This is a genomic window from Actinomadura sp. WAC 06369, assembly GCF_003947565.1.
GTDB lineage: Bacteria > Actinomycetota > Actinomycetes > Streptosporangiales > Streptosporangiaceae > Spirillospora > Spirillospora rifamycini.
In genome coordinates this window covers 1-13,927 of the sequence record NZ_QHJN01000059.1, presented here as the reverse complement: position 1 = coordinate 13,927, position 13,927 = coordinate 1, and the positions used below count along the sequence as shown (strand labels likewise).

Below are 13,927 nucleotides of genomic sequence, written 5' to 3'. Positions count from 1 at the left end.
AGACCCTATTGTGTGCACTTAGTAGAGCGTCACGGCCGGAGAATGGCAAGAGGCGGCGCATTGAATGAGTAATTGAGGCTACCCAAATAGCGACAGCGGTCGTACGATCCAGGGCATCGCATCCGGACCGGTACCGAGGAGCCGAGATGGCCGCTGACCCCGCCCCGCAGACCTGCCCCGTCGAGGACTACACGACCTTCGGCACCGGACCGGCGATGACGTTCTTCGAGCGCATGGACCGCTACCAGGACCGCGCCCGCCCGGTGATGCGCTCGGAGGAGGCCGGCGGCTACTGGGTCTTCACCGACTACGAGGCCGTCCACGACGGCCTCCAGCGGACCGACCTGTGGTCCAGCTCGGTCATCACGCCGACCGAGCCGAACCCGCCGTTCAGGCTGATCCCGCTGATGCTCGACCCGCCGGAGCACACCCCGTGGCGGCACCTGCTCCGCGACTACTTCTCGCCGGGGCGCGTCCGGAGCATGGCCGAGGGCCAGCGGCGGCTGGCCGGCGAGATCATCGACGGGCTCGCGGACCGGGGCGGATGCGACTTCGTGGACGACGTCGCGCGCGTGTTCCCCTCCACGGTCTTCCTGGAGATCATGGGGATGCCGGTGACGAAGCTGCCGGAGTTCCTGGAGTGGGAGGGCATGATCCTGCACTCCGGGGAGGACCGGGACCGCGTGGCGACCGGCGTCGGCCTGGTCGTGCAGTACTTCGCGGAACTCATCGCCGAGCGCCGGGCGTCCCCCGTCGAGGGCGCCGCCGACATCGTCACCGCCGCGCTGGACTGGACGATCGACGGGGAGCCCGTCAGCGACGAGGACCTGCTGAACTGCTCGCTGCTGCTGTTCATGGCGGGGCTCGACACGGTCGCCAGCCAGTCGTCCTACGCCTTCTGGCACCTGGCGACCCACCCCCGCGACCGCGAGCGGCTGGTCACCGACCCGGGCTGCGTCCCGATCGTGGTCGAGGAGATCCTGCGCGCCTACCCGATCGTCCAGACCGCACGCAAAGCCCTGAAGGACGAGGAGTTCCACGGCTGCCCGGTGAAGGCGGGCGACATGGCGGTGTTCCCGCTGGCCGCCGCGGGCCGCGACGAGTCCGTCCACCCCGGCGCCCGCCGGGTCGACCTGGACCGCGCCTCCACCAAGAACCTGTCCTTCGGCGGCGGGCCGCACCGCTGCCTCGGCGCCCACCTCGCCCGCCAGGAGCTGGCCGTGCTGCTCACCGAATGGCACCGCCGCATCCCCGACTACGAGCTGGCCGGGCAGCCGACCGAGCACTCCGGCGGCGTGTGGGCCCTGGACGAACTCCCCCTGCGCTGGGACGTCTGAGCGCGCCGGACGCCGACAAGGAGGCGACCCATGAGCGAAGTCCCGACCCACCGGCTCTACATCGACGGCGACTGGACCGAGAGCACCGGCGACGCGTGGCTGGAGGTCGTGAACCCGGCGACCGAGGAGGTCATCGGCCGCGTCCCGGACGCGACGCGGGAGGACGCGGCGCGGGCCGTGCGGGCCGCGCGGCGCGCGTTCGACGACGGGCCCTGGCCGTCCATGCCGGTCCGCGAACGGGCCCGGACCATGCTGCGCATGGCGGAGGCACTGGAGCGCCGCGCCCCCGGGCTGGCCGACCTGAACATCGCCGAGGTCGGCTCGGTCCGGATGCTGGCCGAGACGCTCCAGGTCGGCGTGCCCCTCGCGCACCTCCGCGACATGGCCGAACGGATCATGCCGGGGTTCGCGTGGGAGCGGCCGGTCGCGCCGACGCCCGTTCCCGGGCTCGGCCTCGGGCAGGGCGTCCTGCGGCGCGAGCCGTTCGGCGTCGCCGCGCTCGTCCCCGCCTACAACTTCCCGCTGTTCCTGAGCGTCATGAAGCTCGCGCCGGCGCTGGCCGCGGGCTGCACCGCGGTGCTCAAGCCCGCGCCGACCGCGCCGCTGGAGGTGCTGGCGCTCGCCGAGGCCGCCGCGGAGGCGGGGCTGCCCGCCGGCGTGCTCAACATCGTCACCGGCGCCGCCGCGGCCGGCCGCGAACTCACCACCAACCCGATGGTGGACCTGGTCAGCTTCACCGGTTCGGACTCCGTCGGACGGCAGGTGTACGAGCAGGCCGCCGGGAGCTTCAAGAAGGTCGTCCTCGAACTCGGCGGGAAGTCGGCCAGCATCGTCTGCGCGGACGCCGATCTGGACAGGGCGCTCGGCGAGATGCTGGCCGGGATCGCCACCAACGCCGGCCAGGGCTGCTCGCTGTTCACCCGCACGCTGGTGCACCGCTCCCGGCACGACGAACTGGTCGAGAAGGCCGTCGCCGCCCTCCGGTCCGTCACGGTGGGCGACCCGGCCGACCCCGCCACCGCGATGGGCCCGCTGATCAGCGCCGCGCAGCGCGACAAGGTCGAGAAGCTCGTGCGGACCGGCGAGGAGGAGGGCGCGCGGATCGTGCACGGCGGCCGCCGCCCCGCCGGGCTGGACCGCGGCTACTTCTTCGAGCCCACGCTGTTCACCGGGGTCGACAACGCCATGACGATCGCGCGGACCGAGTTCTTCGGCCCGGTCGGCTGCGTCATCCCGTTCGACGACGAAGACGAGGCCGTCCGGCTCGCCAACGACAGCCCCTACGGGCTGGCCGGCTCGGTGTGGGCGGCCGACGCCGTGCGCGCGTACGGGCTGGCCGCCCGCGTCCGGGCCGGGATGGTCATGGTCAACGGCGGCGGGGGCGGCGTCACCCCCCACGTCGCGTTCGGCGGCTGCAAGCAGAGCGGGCTCGGCCGCGAGTGGGGCGAGCACGGCCTGGACGAGTACCTGCAGACCAAGAGCATCACCTGGAGCGCGGCGTCCGGCTGACCGGCGCGCGCCCGGCCGGGCGGGCCCGGCCGGAACGAGGAGGGAGCGGCCATGGGCCGGCTACAGGACAGGGTCGTGTTCGTCACCGGCGCCGCCCGGGGGCAGGGCCGGGCGGTCGCGGTCCGGGCCGCCGAGGAGGGCGCCGACGTCATCGGCGTCGACCTCTGCGCCGACATCGCCACCAACGGCTACGCGCTCGCCACCGGCGCGGACCTCGACGAGACCGTCCGGCGGGTGGAGAAGCTGGGCCGCCGCATGGTCGCGAGCCGGGCGGACGTGCGGGAGCCGGGCGAGCTGCGCGCGGCCGTCGACGCGGGCGCCGCCGCGCTGGGCCGGCTGGACGCGGTCGTCGCGCAGGCGGGCATCTGCCCGCTCGGCAACCAGGACGCGCAGGCGTTCCTGGACGCCGTGGCGGTGGACTTCAACGGCGTCGTGCACGCCGTCCAGGCGGCGCTGCCGCACCTGCCCGACGGCGGCGCGGTCGTCGCCACCGGGTCGGTCGCGGGCCTGCTGCAGGGCGGCACGAACGACCCCGCCAACGGCGCCGGCGGCATGGGGTACGCGTGGGCCAAGCGCGCCGTCGCGTCGTTCGTCCACGACCTGGCGGTGACGCTCGCGCCGCGCGGCATCCGCGCCAACGCGGTGCACCCGACCAACACCGACACCGCGATGCTGAACAGCGACCCGATGTTCCGGGTGTTCCGCCCGGACCTGGAGAACCCCACCCGCGAGGACGCCCTGCTCGCGTTCCCGGCGATGAACGCGATGCCGGTCGGGTTCGTCGAGCCGGAGGACGTCGCCGCCGCGGTGCTGTTCCTGATCTCCGACGACGCGCGGTACATCACCGGCGCGCAGCTGCGCGTCGACGCGGGCAGCTACGTCAAGAACCGCCCGCAGCAGCCGGTCTTCTGAGGCCGTAGCGAGAAGGAGCCACCGATGCCTCTGCAGCCCTGGATGAAGCTGCTGTCGACCGACGACCACCTGATCGAGCCGCCGCACGTGTGGACCGACCGCCTGCCCGAGCGGTACCGCGAGGAGGGGCCGCGCATCGTCGACCTGCCGCGGGAGAACGGCGGGCCGCCCTCGGAGGTGTGGCGGTACGAGGGCCGCCTCTACCCGAACATCGGCCTCAACGCCGTCGCGGGGAAGAGCCCCGAGGAGTACGGGATCGACCCGACCCGCTACGACGAGATGATCCCCGGCTGCTACGACCCGCGGGCCCGGCTGGCGGACATGGACGTCGACGGCGTCTGGGGGGCCATGTGCTTCCCGTCGTTCCCGCGCTTCGCCGGCACCGTGTTCCTGGAGGGCGAGGACCGCGAGCTGGCGCACCTGTGCGTGCGGGCGTGGAACGACTACGTGCTGGACGAGTGGTGCGCGGCCGCGCCGGACCGGTTCATCCCGCTGGTCATCCTGCCGCTGTGGGACGTCGACCTGTGCGTGGCCGAGATCGGCCGGTGCGCCGGCAAGGGCGCCAAGGCGATCGCGTTCCCGGAGAACCCGGTCCCGCTGGGGCTGCCGTCGTTCCACACCGACCACTGGGACCCGGTGTTCTCCGCGGCCGAGGAGACCGGCATGCCGCTGTGCATGCACTTCGGCACGTCCGGGCAGGCCCCGATCACCGCGCCCGAGGCGCCGATGGCGGTGATGATCGCCCTGTTCGGCTGCAACTCGATGTACGCCACCGCCGACCTGCTGTTCTCCCCCGTCTTCCACCGGCACCCCCGGCTGAAGGTGGGCCTGTCGGAGGGCGGCATCGGCTGGATGCCCTACCTGCTCGAACGCATCGACGGCACCTGGGAGCGGCACCGCCACTACCAGAACATCAACCAGGACGTCCGCCCGTCGGAACTGTTCGCCCGCAACATGCACGGGTGCTTCATCGACGACGAGTTCGGCATCGCGGCGCGGCACGCCGTCGGGATCGACAACATCACGTGGGAGTGCGACTACCCGCACTCCGACTCGTACTGGCCGAAGAGCCGCGCCGTCGCCGCCGAGCGGCTGGCCGACGTGCCCGACGACGAGGCCCACAAGATCGTCGAACTGAACGTCCGCCGCCTCTACGGCTTCGGCGCGTGAGGGCGCGCCGGTGACGGGACGGCCCGGGGCGGAGCGCTCCGACTGGACGGACCAGGACCTGCTCACCCGCCGCGAGGCGGGCGAGCGGATCCGCGCCGAGATCGCCGAGACCGAGGCGCTGCTGGCGGCGGCCGGCCCGGCGCGGGCCGCCGAGCGGGCGGCCCTGGAGCGGCGTCTCGCGGTCCTGCGCGCCCACCCCGCGGCCGCGTCCGCGGGCCCGCCCGCCGCCTGACGGGTCACTAGAATGGGCGCTCCCGACCCTCCGTGAGGAGCTCCCACTCCATGGCGACGCCCGCCGCGCGAGTGCCGCCGGCCGGCGACGCCGACCCCCTGCCGCGCACCCGCACCGCCCCGCCCGTCCCGCCCGTCCCGCCCGTCCGGGACGTCCGGGACGGCGCGCGGCCGGGCACCCTGGGCACGCGGGTGGCGCAGCGGATCGAGGACGAGATCGTCCGGTCGGGCTGGCCGGTCGGCCGCAACCTCGGCTCGGAGCAGCGGCTGCAGGACCGGTACGGCGTGAGCAAGTCGGTGCTGCGCGAGGCGGTCCGGCTGGTGGAGCACCACGGGGCGGCGCGGATGCGGCGCGGCCCCGGCGGCGGCCTGTTCGTGACGGCGCCGGACGTGGCGCCCGCCGCCCGCGCGATGGTCACCTACCTCGACTACGTCGGCACGACGGTCGACGACCTCATCGACGCCCGGCTGCTCCTCGAGCCGCGGGCGGTCGTGCTGGCCTCCGAGCGGCTCACCGAGGACGGCGTCCGGCGGCTGCGGGGGCTGCTGGAGCAGGAGTCCAGGCGGCGCACCGAACCGGGCATCTGGTCCCAGGACCCGGTCCACACCGCGCTCTGCGAGCTGTCGGGGAACCCGGTGCTGCTCGCGTTCACCGAGGTCCTCACCCGGCTCACCGACCGGTACGCGCACACCGCGCGGCGCAAGTCCAAGGCGGAGGCGGTGCGCAACAAGAAGGCGGCGGGCCGCAGCCACGCCGCCATCGTCGACGCGGTCATCGCCGGCGACACGGGACCGGCGTGCGCGGTGATGACCGAGCACCTGCGCGAGACCGCGGGCTGGCTGAAGCGGAACCGTCCCGGCGCGGCGGGCCCGCTCCCCTGGCAGCTGCTGGAGGCGCCGGGCGCCAAGCTCAGCGAACTGGTCGCCGCGCGGATCCAGGACGCGGTCGCGGCCGACGGCTGGCCGGTCGGGGCGCTGCTCGGTTCCGAGGCCGACCTGATGGACCGGTACGGCACCAGCCGCGCGGTGCTGCGCGAGGCCGTCCGGCTGCTGGAGCACCACGGCGTCGCCCGGATGCGGCGCGGCCCCGGCGGCGGGCTCCGGGTCACCGCGCCGGACCCGGCCGCCAGCATCGACTCCCTCGCCCTCTACCTCGGCTACCGGCGCGCCGGTGCGGAGCACCTGCGGACCGTCCGCGAGGCGATCGAGCTGGGGGCGCTGGGCCCGGTCACGGCGCGGCGGCGGGAGCCGGAGGCGGCCGGACGGCTGGAGGCGGCGGCGCGCGAGGCGCCCCCGGCGCGCTTCCACGACGCACTGGTGCACCTCGCCGGCAACCCGGTGCTCACGCTCTTCCTCCGGATCCTCTCGGAACTGCGGCGCCGGCAGGCCGGGGCCGACGCCCCGCCCGGCCCGGCGGCGGACGCGCAGGACGTCCGGGAGGCGGCGCACCGCGAGGTGGTCGCCGCCGTCCTCGCGGGGGACGTGAGCCTGGCGCGGCACCGCGTCCGCCGCGACCTGGCCGCGTGCCCCGCCTGGTGACGTCCCCGCCCCGGCCGACTCTTTAAGATCGGAGCGTGGACGCCACGGATGCCGGAGCGGGGACGGGCGGCGCCCCGGACAAGCTCGCCTCGCGGGTGGCCCGGCGGATCGAGGCCGAGGTCATCGCCCAGGGCTGGCCGGTAGGGCGGGTCCTCGACTCCGAGCCGGTGCTGCGGGAGCGCTACGGGGTGAGCCGCGGCGTGCTGCGGGAGGCGGCGCGGCTGCTGGAGCACCACCAAGTCGCCCGGATGCGCCGCGGCCCCGGCGGCGGCCTGGTCGTCTGCGCCCCGGACGCGGCGCCCACGGTGGCGGCGGTGGTGGTCTACATCGAGCACGTGGGCGCCGGTCTGCGCGACGTGCTGCACGCCCGCCGCCTCATCGAACCGGTCCTCGGCAGGCTCGCCGCGGAGCGCATCGACGAGGACGGCATCGCGCGGTTGCGCGCGACCCACGCGGCGGAGCTGTCGCCCGCGCGGCCCGGCGAGTGGTCGGGCGGGCTGTTCCACAGCGTGCTGAGCGAGGTGACCGGCAACCCGGTGCTCCAGGTGTTCGCGGACGTCCTGGAGCAGCTCGCCTACCGCTACGTCGCACTGGCCAGGCCCATGCCCGCGGACGAGGTGCGGCGCTTCACCAAGGACTCCCACGTCCGGCATGCCGCGGTCCTGGACGCCGTGGTCGCCGGGGACGCGCCGCTCGCCCAGGTCGAGCTGATCAGGCACCTGGACGAGGTGGCCGAGTGGTTCCGCGGCGCGACCGCCGACCACGGCGCCGGTACCGGGGACGCGGACGGGGGCGGCCCGGCGGTCCGGCTGGCGCCCGAGCCGGTGGGCCTGGCCGCCGGACGCACGCTGGCCGAGGGCGTCGCGACGCGCGTCTACGAGGACATCGTCCGTGGGGGCCTGCGACCCGGGACGGTACTCGGGTCGGAGGCCGAGCTGATGGAGCGGTACGACACCAGCCGCGCCGTGCTGCGCGCGGCGGTCCGGCTGCTGGAGCACCATGCGGTCGCCACGTCCCGGCGCGGCCCCGGCGGCGGGCTGGTCGTCACCCGCCAGGAGCCGCGGGCGGCCATCGACGCCACCGCGCTGTACCTGGCGTACCGCCGCGCGACCGCCGCCGACCTGCGCGTCGTCCGGGAGGCGATCGAGGTCGGCCTGGTCGCGCAGCTGCCCGCGCGGCGGGCGGAGCCGGACGTCGCGGCACGGCTGGCGGCGCTGCGCGACCGGCTGGACCGGCCCCGGCCCGACGACCCCGACCCGGACCCGGACCTCGACTTCCACGCCGTCCTCGCCGAGCCGGCCGGCAACCCCGTCCTGGCCCTCTTCCTGCGGATCATCACGGAGCTGTCCAGCCGCACCGGGACGCCCGGCGGCTGCGGGGACGACGCCGGTGCCCGGCACCGGGAGATCCTCGACGCGGTCCTGGACGGCGACGCCGGCCTCGCCCAGTACCGGATGCGGCGCCACCTGTCCAGCTGACCGCCACGCCTTAGAGAGCACTCTTTTCCGCTCACTAGCCAACTGCGAGCCCGCTTGACCTTGAGGCTGCGAAATTGTGAGCACTATAATCCGTCCCATGGAGCAACCGACGGCGCGGCCGGTGCCGCAGCCGACCCTCGCCAGCGCGGACTTCTGGGCCGCGGGCGGGGACGGGGAGCTGCGCATCGCCCGCTGCGGCGACTGCTCGGCCCTGACGCATCCGCCGCTGCCGCGCTGCCGTTCCTGCCGGAGCCCGGCGATGGCCATGGCCCCGGTCGGCGGCCGCGCCACGGTGGCCGGGTTCACCGTCAACCACCAGCAGTGGCTGCCGGGCTTCCCGCCGCCCTACGTCGTCGCGATCGTCGTCCTGGACGAGGACGAGGAGGCGCGCCTCACCACCAACATCGTCAACTGCGACCCGTCCGACGTGCACGTGGGGATGCGGGTCCGGGTGCTGTTCGAGAAGGCCGGGGACGTCCACGTCCCGCTGTTCGAACCGGACCCGGACCGTCCGGAACCGGCCGGGACCGTCCCCGGGCCGCCCGCGCGCCGCCCGGTGCCGCGCCCGATGGCGTCGCCGCGCAAGTTCGAGGACCGGGTGGCGCTGACCGGCGTCGGGCAGTCGGCGGTCGGCCGCCGCCTCATGGCCGATCCGCTGTCGCTCACCGCGGACGCCTGCCTCGCCGCCATCGCGGACGCCGGTCTGACCCCGGCCGACATCGACGGCCTGGCCACCTATCCCGGCCCGGCGCCCGGCGGCATGTCCGAAGGCGGGGCGATGGCCCTGGAGGAGGCGCTGCGGCTGCGCCCGACCTGGGTCAACGGCTGCGCGGAGACCCCCGGCCAGATCGGCTCGATCGTCTCGGCGATGCTGGCGGTCGCCGCCGGGCTGTGCCGGCACGTGCTGTGCTTCCGGACGGTGTGGGAGTCGTCCCACACGGCGCTCGTCCGGGACTGCCGGTGGCACGTCGGCGGCGGCCCGGCCACCGGCATGACGGAGTGGCGGCTGCCGTTCGGCGCGGCGTCGGCGGCGAACTGGATCGCCTGCCAGGCGTCCCACTACTTCCACCGGTACGGCGGCGGCCGGGAGACGCTCGGCTGGATCGCGGTCACCGCGCGGCGCCACGCCGCGCTCAACCCCGACGCGGTCTACCGGGACCCGCTCACCATGGACGACTACCTCGCGGCCCGGATGGTCACGACGCCGTTCGGGCTGTACGACTGCGACGTCCCGGTGGACGGCGCGGTCGCCGTCGTCGTGTCGGCCGCGGAGACCGCCGCAGACCGGCCCCGGCCGGCCGTGCTGGTCGAGGCGGCCGGCACCCAGATCACCGAGCGGCTGAGCTGGGACCAGGGCACCCTGACCCACCTGCCGCAGTCGCTGGGCCCCTCCGCCCACCTGTGGAGCCGCACCTCGCTGCGTCCCGGCGACGTCGACGTCGCCGAGCTGTACGACGGGTTCACCTTCAACGCCCTGTCGTGGCTGGAGGCCCTCGGGTTCTGCGAGTTCGGCGGCGCCGCGGACTTCGTCGACGAGGGCCGCGGCATCGCCCTGGACGGGCGGCTCCCGCTCAACACCCACGGCGGCCAGCTGTCCGCCGGGCGGACGCACGGCTACGGGTTCGTCCGCGAGGCGATGCTGCAGCTGCGGGGCGAAGCCGGGGCCAGGCAGGTGCCGGACGCCCGCGTCGCGGTCGTCAGCGCCGGCGGCGGCGTCCCGTCCGGCGCCCTCCTCCTCCGCGCGGACCGCTGAGGCCGGCGCCCCCACGAAAGGCAGCCGATCGTGACCGACACCGAGGACCGCTTCGCCCCCTCCGACGACGACCTGCACCTCCCCGGCGACGACTTCTACGAGACCGAGACGTTCTGGTACTCCTTCTTCGTCCCCGAGCGCGACCTCGGCGGCTGGCTGTACGCGTCCGTCCGCGGCACCGCGGGCACGTCCGGCGGCGGCATGTGGATGTGGGACCGCACCGCGGCGGTCCCGTGGCGCGCGCCCTTCTTCCAGCAGTTCGGGCACCTCAAGCCGCCGGCGCCCCGCGGGCCCGGGGCCCTCGACTTCCCCACCGGCCTGTCGGTGCGGACGCTGGAGCCCGGCATGTCCTACGACCTGCGGTACGACGACCGGGACCGGGTCCGGGTGCGGTTCCGCTTCGACGCGACCGAGGAGCCGGTGCCGCTGCGCCGCGGCGAGCCGCCCTACCCCAAGGCGTCCCACTACGACCAGACGGGACGGCTCACCGGGCACATCGACCTGGACGGCGAGCGGATCGAGGTCGACTGCCACGCGATGCGCGACCGCTCGTGGGGGCCGCGGCACGAGCGCGGCTACCGCAGGGTCGGCTACACCTGGGCGGCGTCCCCCGGCCTGAGCTTCCTGACCTACACCGCCCCCGAGGGCACCGGCGCCGAAGGCACCGGCGCCGAGCACGTCTACAGCGGCTACGTGCGGCGCGACGGCCGCACGGCCCGCATCGTGGAAGGCCGCCGGGAGGTCGAACGCGACCCCGGCGAGAACTGGGTGACCGCGATCTCCGTGGAGGTCCGCGACGAGCTCGGCCGCGTCACGGCGGGACGCGCGGACGGCACGAGCAGGCTGTTCCTGCCGGGCGCCACCTCGCTGTGCCTCTGCACCTGCCTGCGCTGGACCGTCGAGGGGCAGGTCCTGAACGGCGAGGACCAGGACGTCTGGCCGCTGCGCGACTGGCCCCGGCCGTGACCGGCCCCGGCCGTGACCACCCCGCCGCACGGAACCGAGGAGCGTGATGGGCATGTCCGCGACCCGCCGGGAGGGCACGGCCACCGGGCTCGACCGGGCCCTCGTCGACTGGATGGCGGACGCCGTCCGGGGAAGGATCGTCTCCTGCGACCGGCGGCCCGGAGGGGGGCGCCGCGAAGCCTGGTTCGTCGACGCGGAGGCGGCGGACGGAACGCGGCTGGAGCTGTTCCTCCGCTACGACCGGGGCGAAGGGGACGAGTCCTTCACCCTCCACGACGAGGCGCGCTTCTTCCGCGCCCTCCAGGACACCCCCGTCCCGGTGCCGCGGATCCACGCCGTCCATCCCGTCGAGCAGGCCATCCTCGCCGAGCGGGTCCCGGGCCGGGCCTGGTTCTCGGAGCTGCGCGGCGAGGAGCGGCGGGTCCGCGTCGCCCGGGAGTTCATGGGCATCCTCGCCGCCCTGCACGCGGTCGACCCGGGCCGGCTCGCCCCCGGCGCCGCGGACGCGGACCTGCGCGACCTGGTGCACGCCGAGATCGACCGCTGGGAGGCCCTCTACCGGGCCTCCGGCTCCCCCGCCGACCCGCTCGTCGAGCTGGGGCTCGGGTGGGTGCGGGCCAACGTGCCCGACGCGTCCGGACCCGTGGTGATCGTGCAGGGCGACACCGGCCCCGGCAACTTCCTCTACGAGGACGGCCGGGTCACCGCGGTGCTCGACTGGGAGCTCGCCCACCTGGGCGACCCCCACGACGACCTGGCGTGGGTCACGCTGCGCGCCGTCCAGGAGCCGTTCACGCACATCCCCGACCGGCTGGCCGACTACGCGGCGGCTTCCGGGCGAACCCTGGACCCCGACCGCATCCGCTACTACCGCGTCCTGGCCGGGCTGCGCATCCTGATCCTGGCCCACCGGGGGGCCGGGCGCCCCGACCCCCTCGGCGAAGTGGGCAACGGCCTCGTCTTCACGACCCTGCACCGCCGCCTGTTCGTGGAGGCGCTCGCGGACGCCACCGGCACCGCCCTGGAGAGCCCCGCACCGCTCGAACCGTCCCCCGGCGCCGACGACCGGCTGTTCGACGCGGCGATCGCCCAGATCCGGGAGATCATCGTCCCGCGCAGCGAGGACCCCTTCGTCGTCCTGCGCGGCAAGGGCCTGGCGCGCATCCTGAAGTACCTGCGCGAGAGCGGGCGGCTCGCGGACGCCAAACGCGCCCGCGAGCTCGACGACCTCGGGACCGTGCTCGGCTCCCGGCCGGCGGACGTGGCGGCGGGGCAGGCCGGGCTGTCCGCGGCGCTGCGCGCGGGCGCCGTGCCGATGGCCGCCGCGCTCCCCGTCCTGCACCGGTGGGTGGTCCGGGAGACGCAGGTATGCCTCCCGGCCATGGGACGGCTCGCGGACAGCCACTACGACCCCCTCGCCTGACCGGGGCGCGGCCGGGTCGGTCAGCCGGCGATGCGCCGGGCCCGCGCCTGCTCCTCGACGGACGTCAGCTCAACGGGCGGGAAGCGCGGGTCGGGCTCCCACGGGACGACGTCGCTCGTCGCCATGAGCCAGCGCGTCAGTTCCCCCCGCAGCTCCGCGACCCGGCCCGCGTGGTCCGGGTCGGCCGCCAGGTTGCGCAGTTCGCTCGGGTCGCTCGGACGGTGGTACAGCTCGTCGGGCTCGTACAGCCGGTAGACGTACGTCCACTCGTGCGTGCGGACCGCGGTCGCCTTCCCGACCAGTGCGGTGTCCTCGTGCTGGAGGGCGGCCTTGAGGTCGTAGGGGAACGGGGCCTGCTCCAGCAGCGGCTCCTCGTCCAGGGTGAAGCCGCCCTCGGAGAAGACGTGCGTGCGGTGCGGGCGTCCGGGATCGGTGAGGAGCGGCAGCAGGCTGCGCCCGAAGTGCGTGTAGCCCGCCTCGACTCCGGCGAGTTCCAGCAGCGTGGGGACGAGGTCGACCATCTCCACCAGCGCCGCCGAGCGCCCCCCGGCGGGCAGCCCGCCGCCGCCGATCATGAGCGGTTCGCGGACCAGGCAGTCGTTCAGGCCGGCCGGCCACTTCTCGATCAGCCCGTGGTCGCCGAGGTACTCGCCGTGGTCGGTGAAGAAGAACGTGACGGTGCGGTCGTGCAGGCCGGCGTCCTCCGCCGCCCGCATGACGCGGCCGAACTGGTCGTCCACCCGCGCGACCATGCCGTAGTAGGTGGCCTTGAGCTCCTGCCAGTGCGCGAGGGTCGCCCGCCCCGTGCCGTACCGCTCGCGGATGGCGGCCATGAACCGCGGCTCGTGCCCGCCCTCCCCCGGTTCGCGGACGGCCGGCCCCGGCATCGCCGACCGGTCGATCAGCGAGAACCACGGCTCCTCCACCGTGAACGGGCAGTGCGGGAACAGCAGCGGCAGGAACAGCACCCACGGCCCGCCGGGCGGGTGCCGCAGCCAGTCCACCGCCGAGCGGACGACCGCCTCGTCGTAGTCGAGGGCGGCCTCGTCGCCGCGGCGCCCCCGGTAGAACAGCCGGGCCCACAGGTCGTCGGGGTCCTCCTCGACCGAACCGAAACTGTGCACGGACGGGGCGGTCCAGAAGCCGTACTCGTCGACGCTGAGCTCGGTCGCGCCGGGCGCGAACGTGTCGCCGCGCGGGCCGAGCCAGGCGACGTGGTAGCCGCTCTCCTTGAGGCTGCGGAAGACGTTCGGCTCCCACGGTTTGATCAGGTTCGTGATCGTCCGGTGCCCGGCGACGTGGGGGTACCAGCCGGTGAACATGGAGACGCGGCTCTGCGAGCACACGGAGTGCTGGGCGAACGCCTGGTCGAACAGCGTCCCCGAGGCGGCGAACCGGTCGAGGTTCGGCGTGTGCGCCAGCGGGTTTCCGAAGGCCCCGACGGCGTCGGCGCGGAGCTGGTCCGGCATGAAGATGATGAAGTTGGGTCTGGTCACGTCTCTTCCCTTGTCGGTGATCGGCGCCCGGCACGGCCGTCCGGTGCGGACGGCCGTGCCGGGCGCCGATCACCGACAAGGGAAGAGACGTGACCAGACCCAACTTCATCATC

11 protein-coding genes are annotated in these 13,927 nt (G+C 74.7%); 10 read left to right on the top strand and 1 reads right to left on the bottom strand.

Going from position 1 to position 13,927, the window contains the following annotated elements; all coding sequences use genetic code 11:
* Positions 1–146: 146 nt before the first annotated feature.
* The 10 genes from DMH08_RS17835 to DMH08_RS17790 all read left to right on the top strand — a co-directional run bounded on the left by DMH08_RS17835 (position 147) and on the right by DMH08_RS17790 (position 12,318).
* The gene (locus DMH08_RS17835; protein ID WP_125616006.1) at positions 147–1,337 is read left to right on the top strand and encodes a cytochrome P450; all 1,191 of its coding nucleotides are present in this window, start codon (positions 147–149) and stop codon (positions 1,335–1,337) included.
* 30 nt (positions 1,338–1,367) lie between these two features.
* A complete protein-coding gene (locus tag DMH08_RS17830) occupies positions 1,368–2,846 on the top strand; it encodes an aldehyde dehydrogenase family protein (protein WP_125616003.1) in 1,479 nt (492 codons plus the stop codon).
* 51 nt (positions 2,847–2,897) lie between these two features.
* Positions 2,898–3,758, top strand: a complete 861-nt coding sequence (locus DMH08_RS17825) for a mycofactocin-coupled SDR family oxidoreductase (RefSeq protein ID WP_125616000.1) — start codon at positions 2,898–2,900, stop codon at positions 3,756–3,758.
* Between the two features lie 24 nt (positions 3,759–3,782).
* Complete coding sequence (locus DMH08_RS17820) at positions 3,783–4,928, top strand: amidohydrolase family protein (protein WP_125615997.1); 1,146 nt, start codon at positions 3,783–3,785, stop codon at positions 4,926–4,928.
* Between the two features lie 10 nt (positions 4,929–4,938).
* On the top strand, positions 4,939–5,160 hold the full coding sequence (locus tag DMH08_RS17815; protein ID WP_125615994.1) for a hypothetical protein: 222 nt from the start codon (positions 4,939–4,941) through the stop codon (positions 5,158–5,160).
* 50 nt (positions 5,161–5,210) lie between these two features.
* The gene (locus DMH08_RS17810) at positions 5,211–6,698 is read left to right on the top strand and encodes a FadR/GntR family transcriptional regulator (protein ID WP_125615991.1); all 1,488 of its coding nucleotides are present in this window, start codon (positions 5,211–5,213) and stop codon (positions 6,696–6,698) included.
* A 35-nt stretch (positions 6,699–6,733) separates the two neighbouring features.
* On the top strand, positions 6,734–8,176 hold the full coding sequence (locus tag DMH08_RS17805) for a FadR/GntR family transcriptional regulator (protein WP_125615988.1): 1,443 nt from the start codon (positions 6,734–6,736) through the stop codon (positions 8,174–8,176).
* 97 nt (positions 8,177–8,273) lie between these two features.
* Positions 8,274–9,929 (top strand): thiolase C-terminal domain-containing protein, encoded by a 1,656-nt coding sequence (locus DMH08_RS17800; protein WP_125615985.1) that lies wholly within the window; start codon positions 8,274–8,276, stop codon positions 9,927–9,929.
* Positions 9,930–9,959: 30 nt separating this feature from the next.
* On the top strand, positions 9,960–10,895 hold the full coding sequence (locus tag DMH08_RS17795; protein WP_125615982.1) for a DUF7065 domain-containing protein: 936 nt from the start codon (positions 9,960–9,962) through the stop codon (positions 10,893–10,895).
* Positions 10,896–10,947: 52 nt separating this feature from the next.
* Complete coding sequence (locus DMH08_RS17790; RefSeq protein WP_125615979.1) at positions 10,948–12,318, top strand: phosphotransferase family protein; 1,371 nt, start codon at positions 10,948–10,950, stop codon at positions 12,316–12,318.
* Positions 12,319–12,338: 20 nt separating this feature from the next.
* Here the strand turns inward: DMH08_RS17790 and DMH08_RS17785 are convergent, their stop codons facing one another.
* The gene (locus DMH08_RS17785) at positions 12,339–13,814 is read right to left on the bottom strand and encodes a sulfatase-like hydrolase/transferase (RefSeq protein ID WP_125615976.1); all 1,476 of its coding nucleotides are present in this window, start codon (positions 13,812–13,814) and stop codon (positions 12,339–12,341) included.
* Positions 13,815–13,927 lie beyond the last annotated feature (113 nt).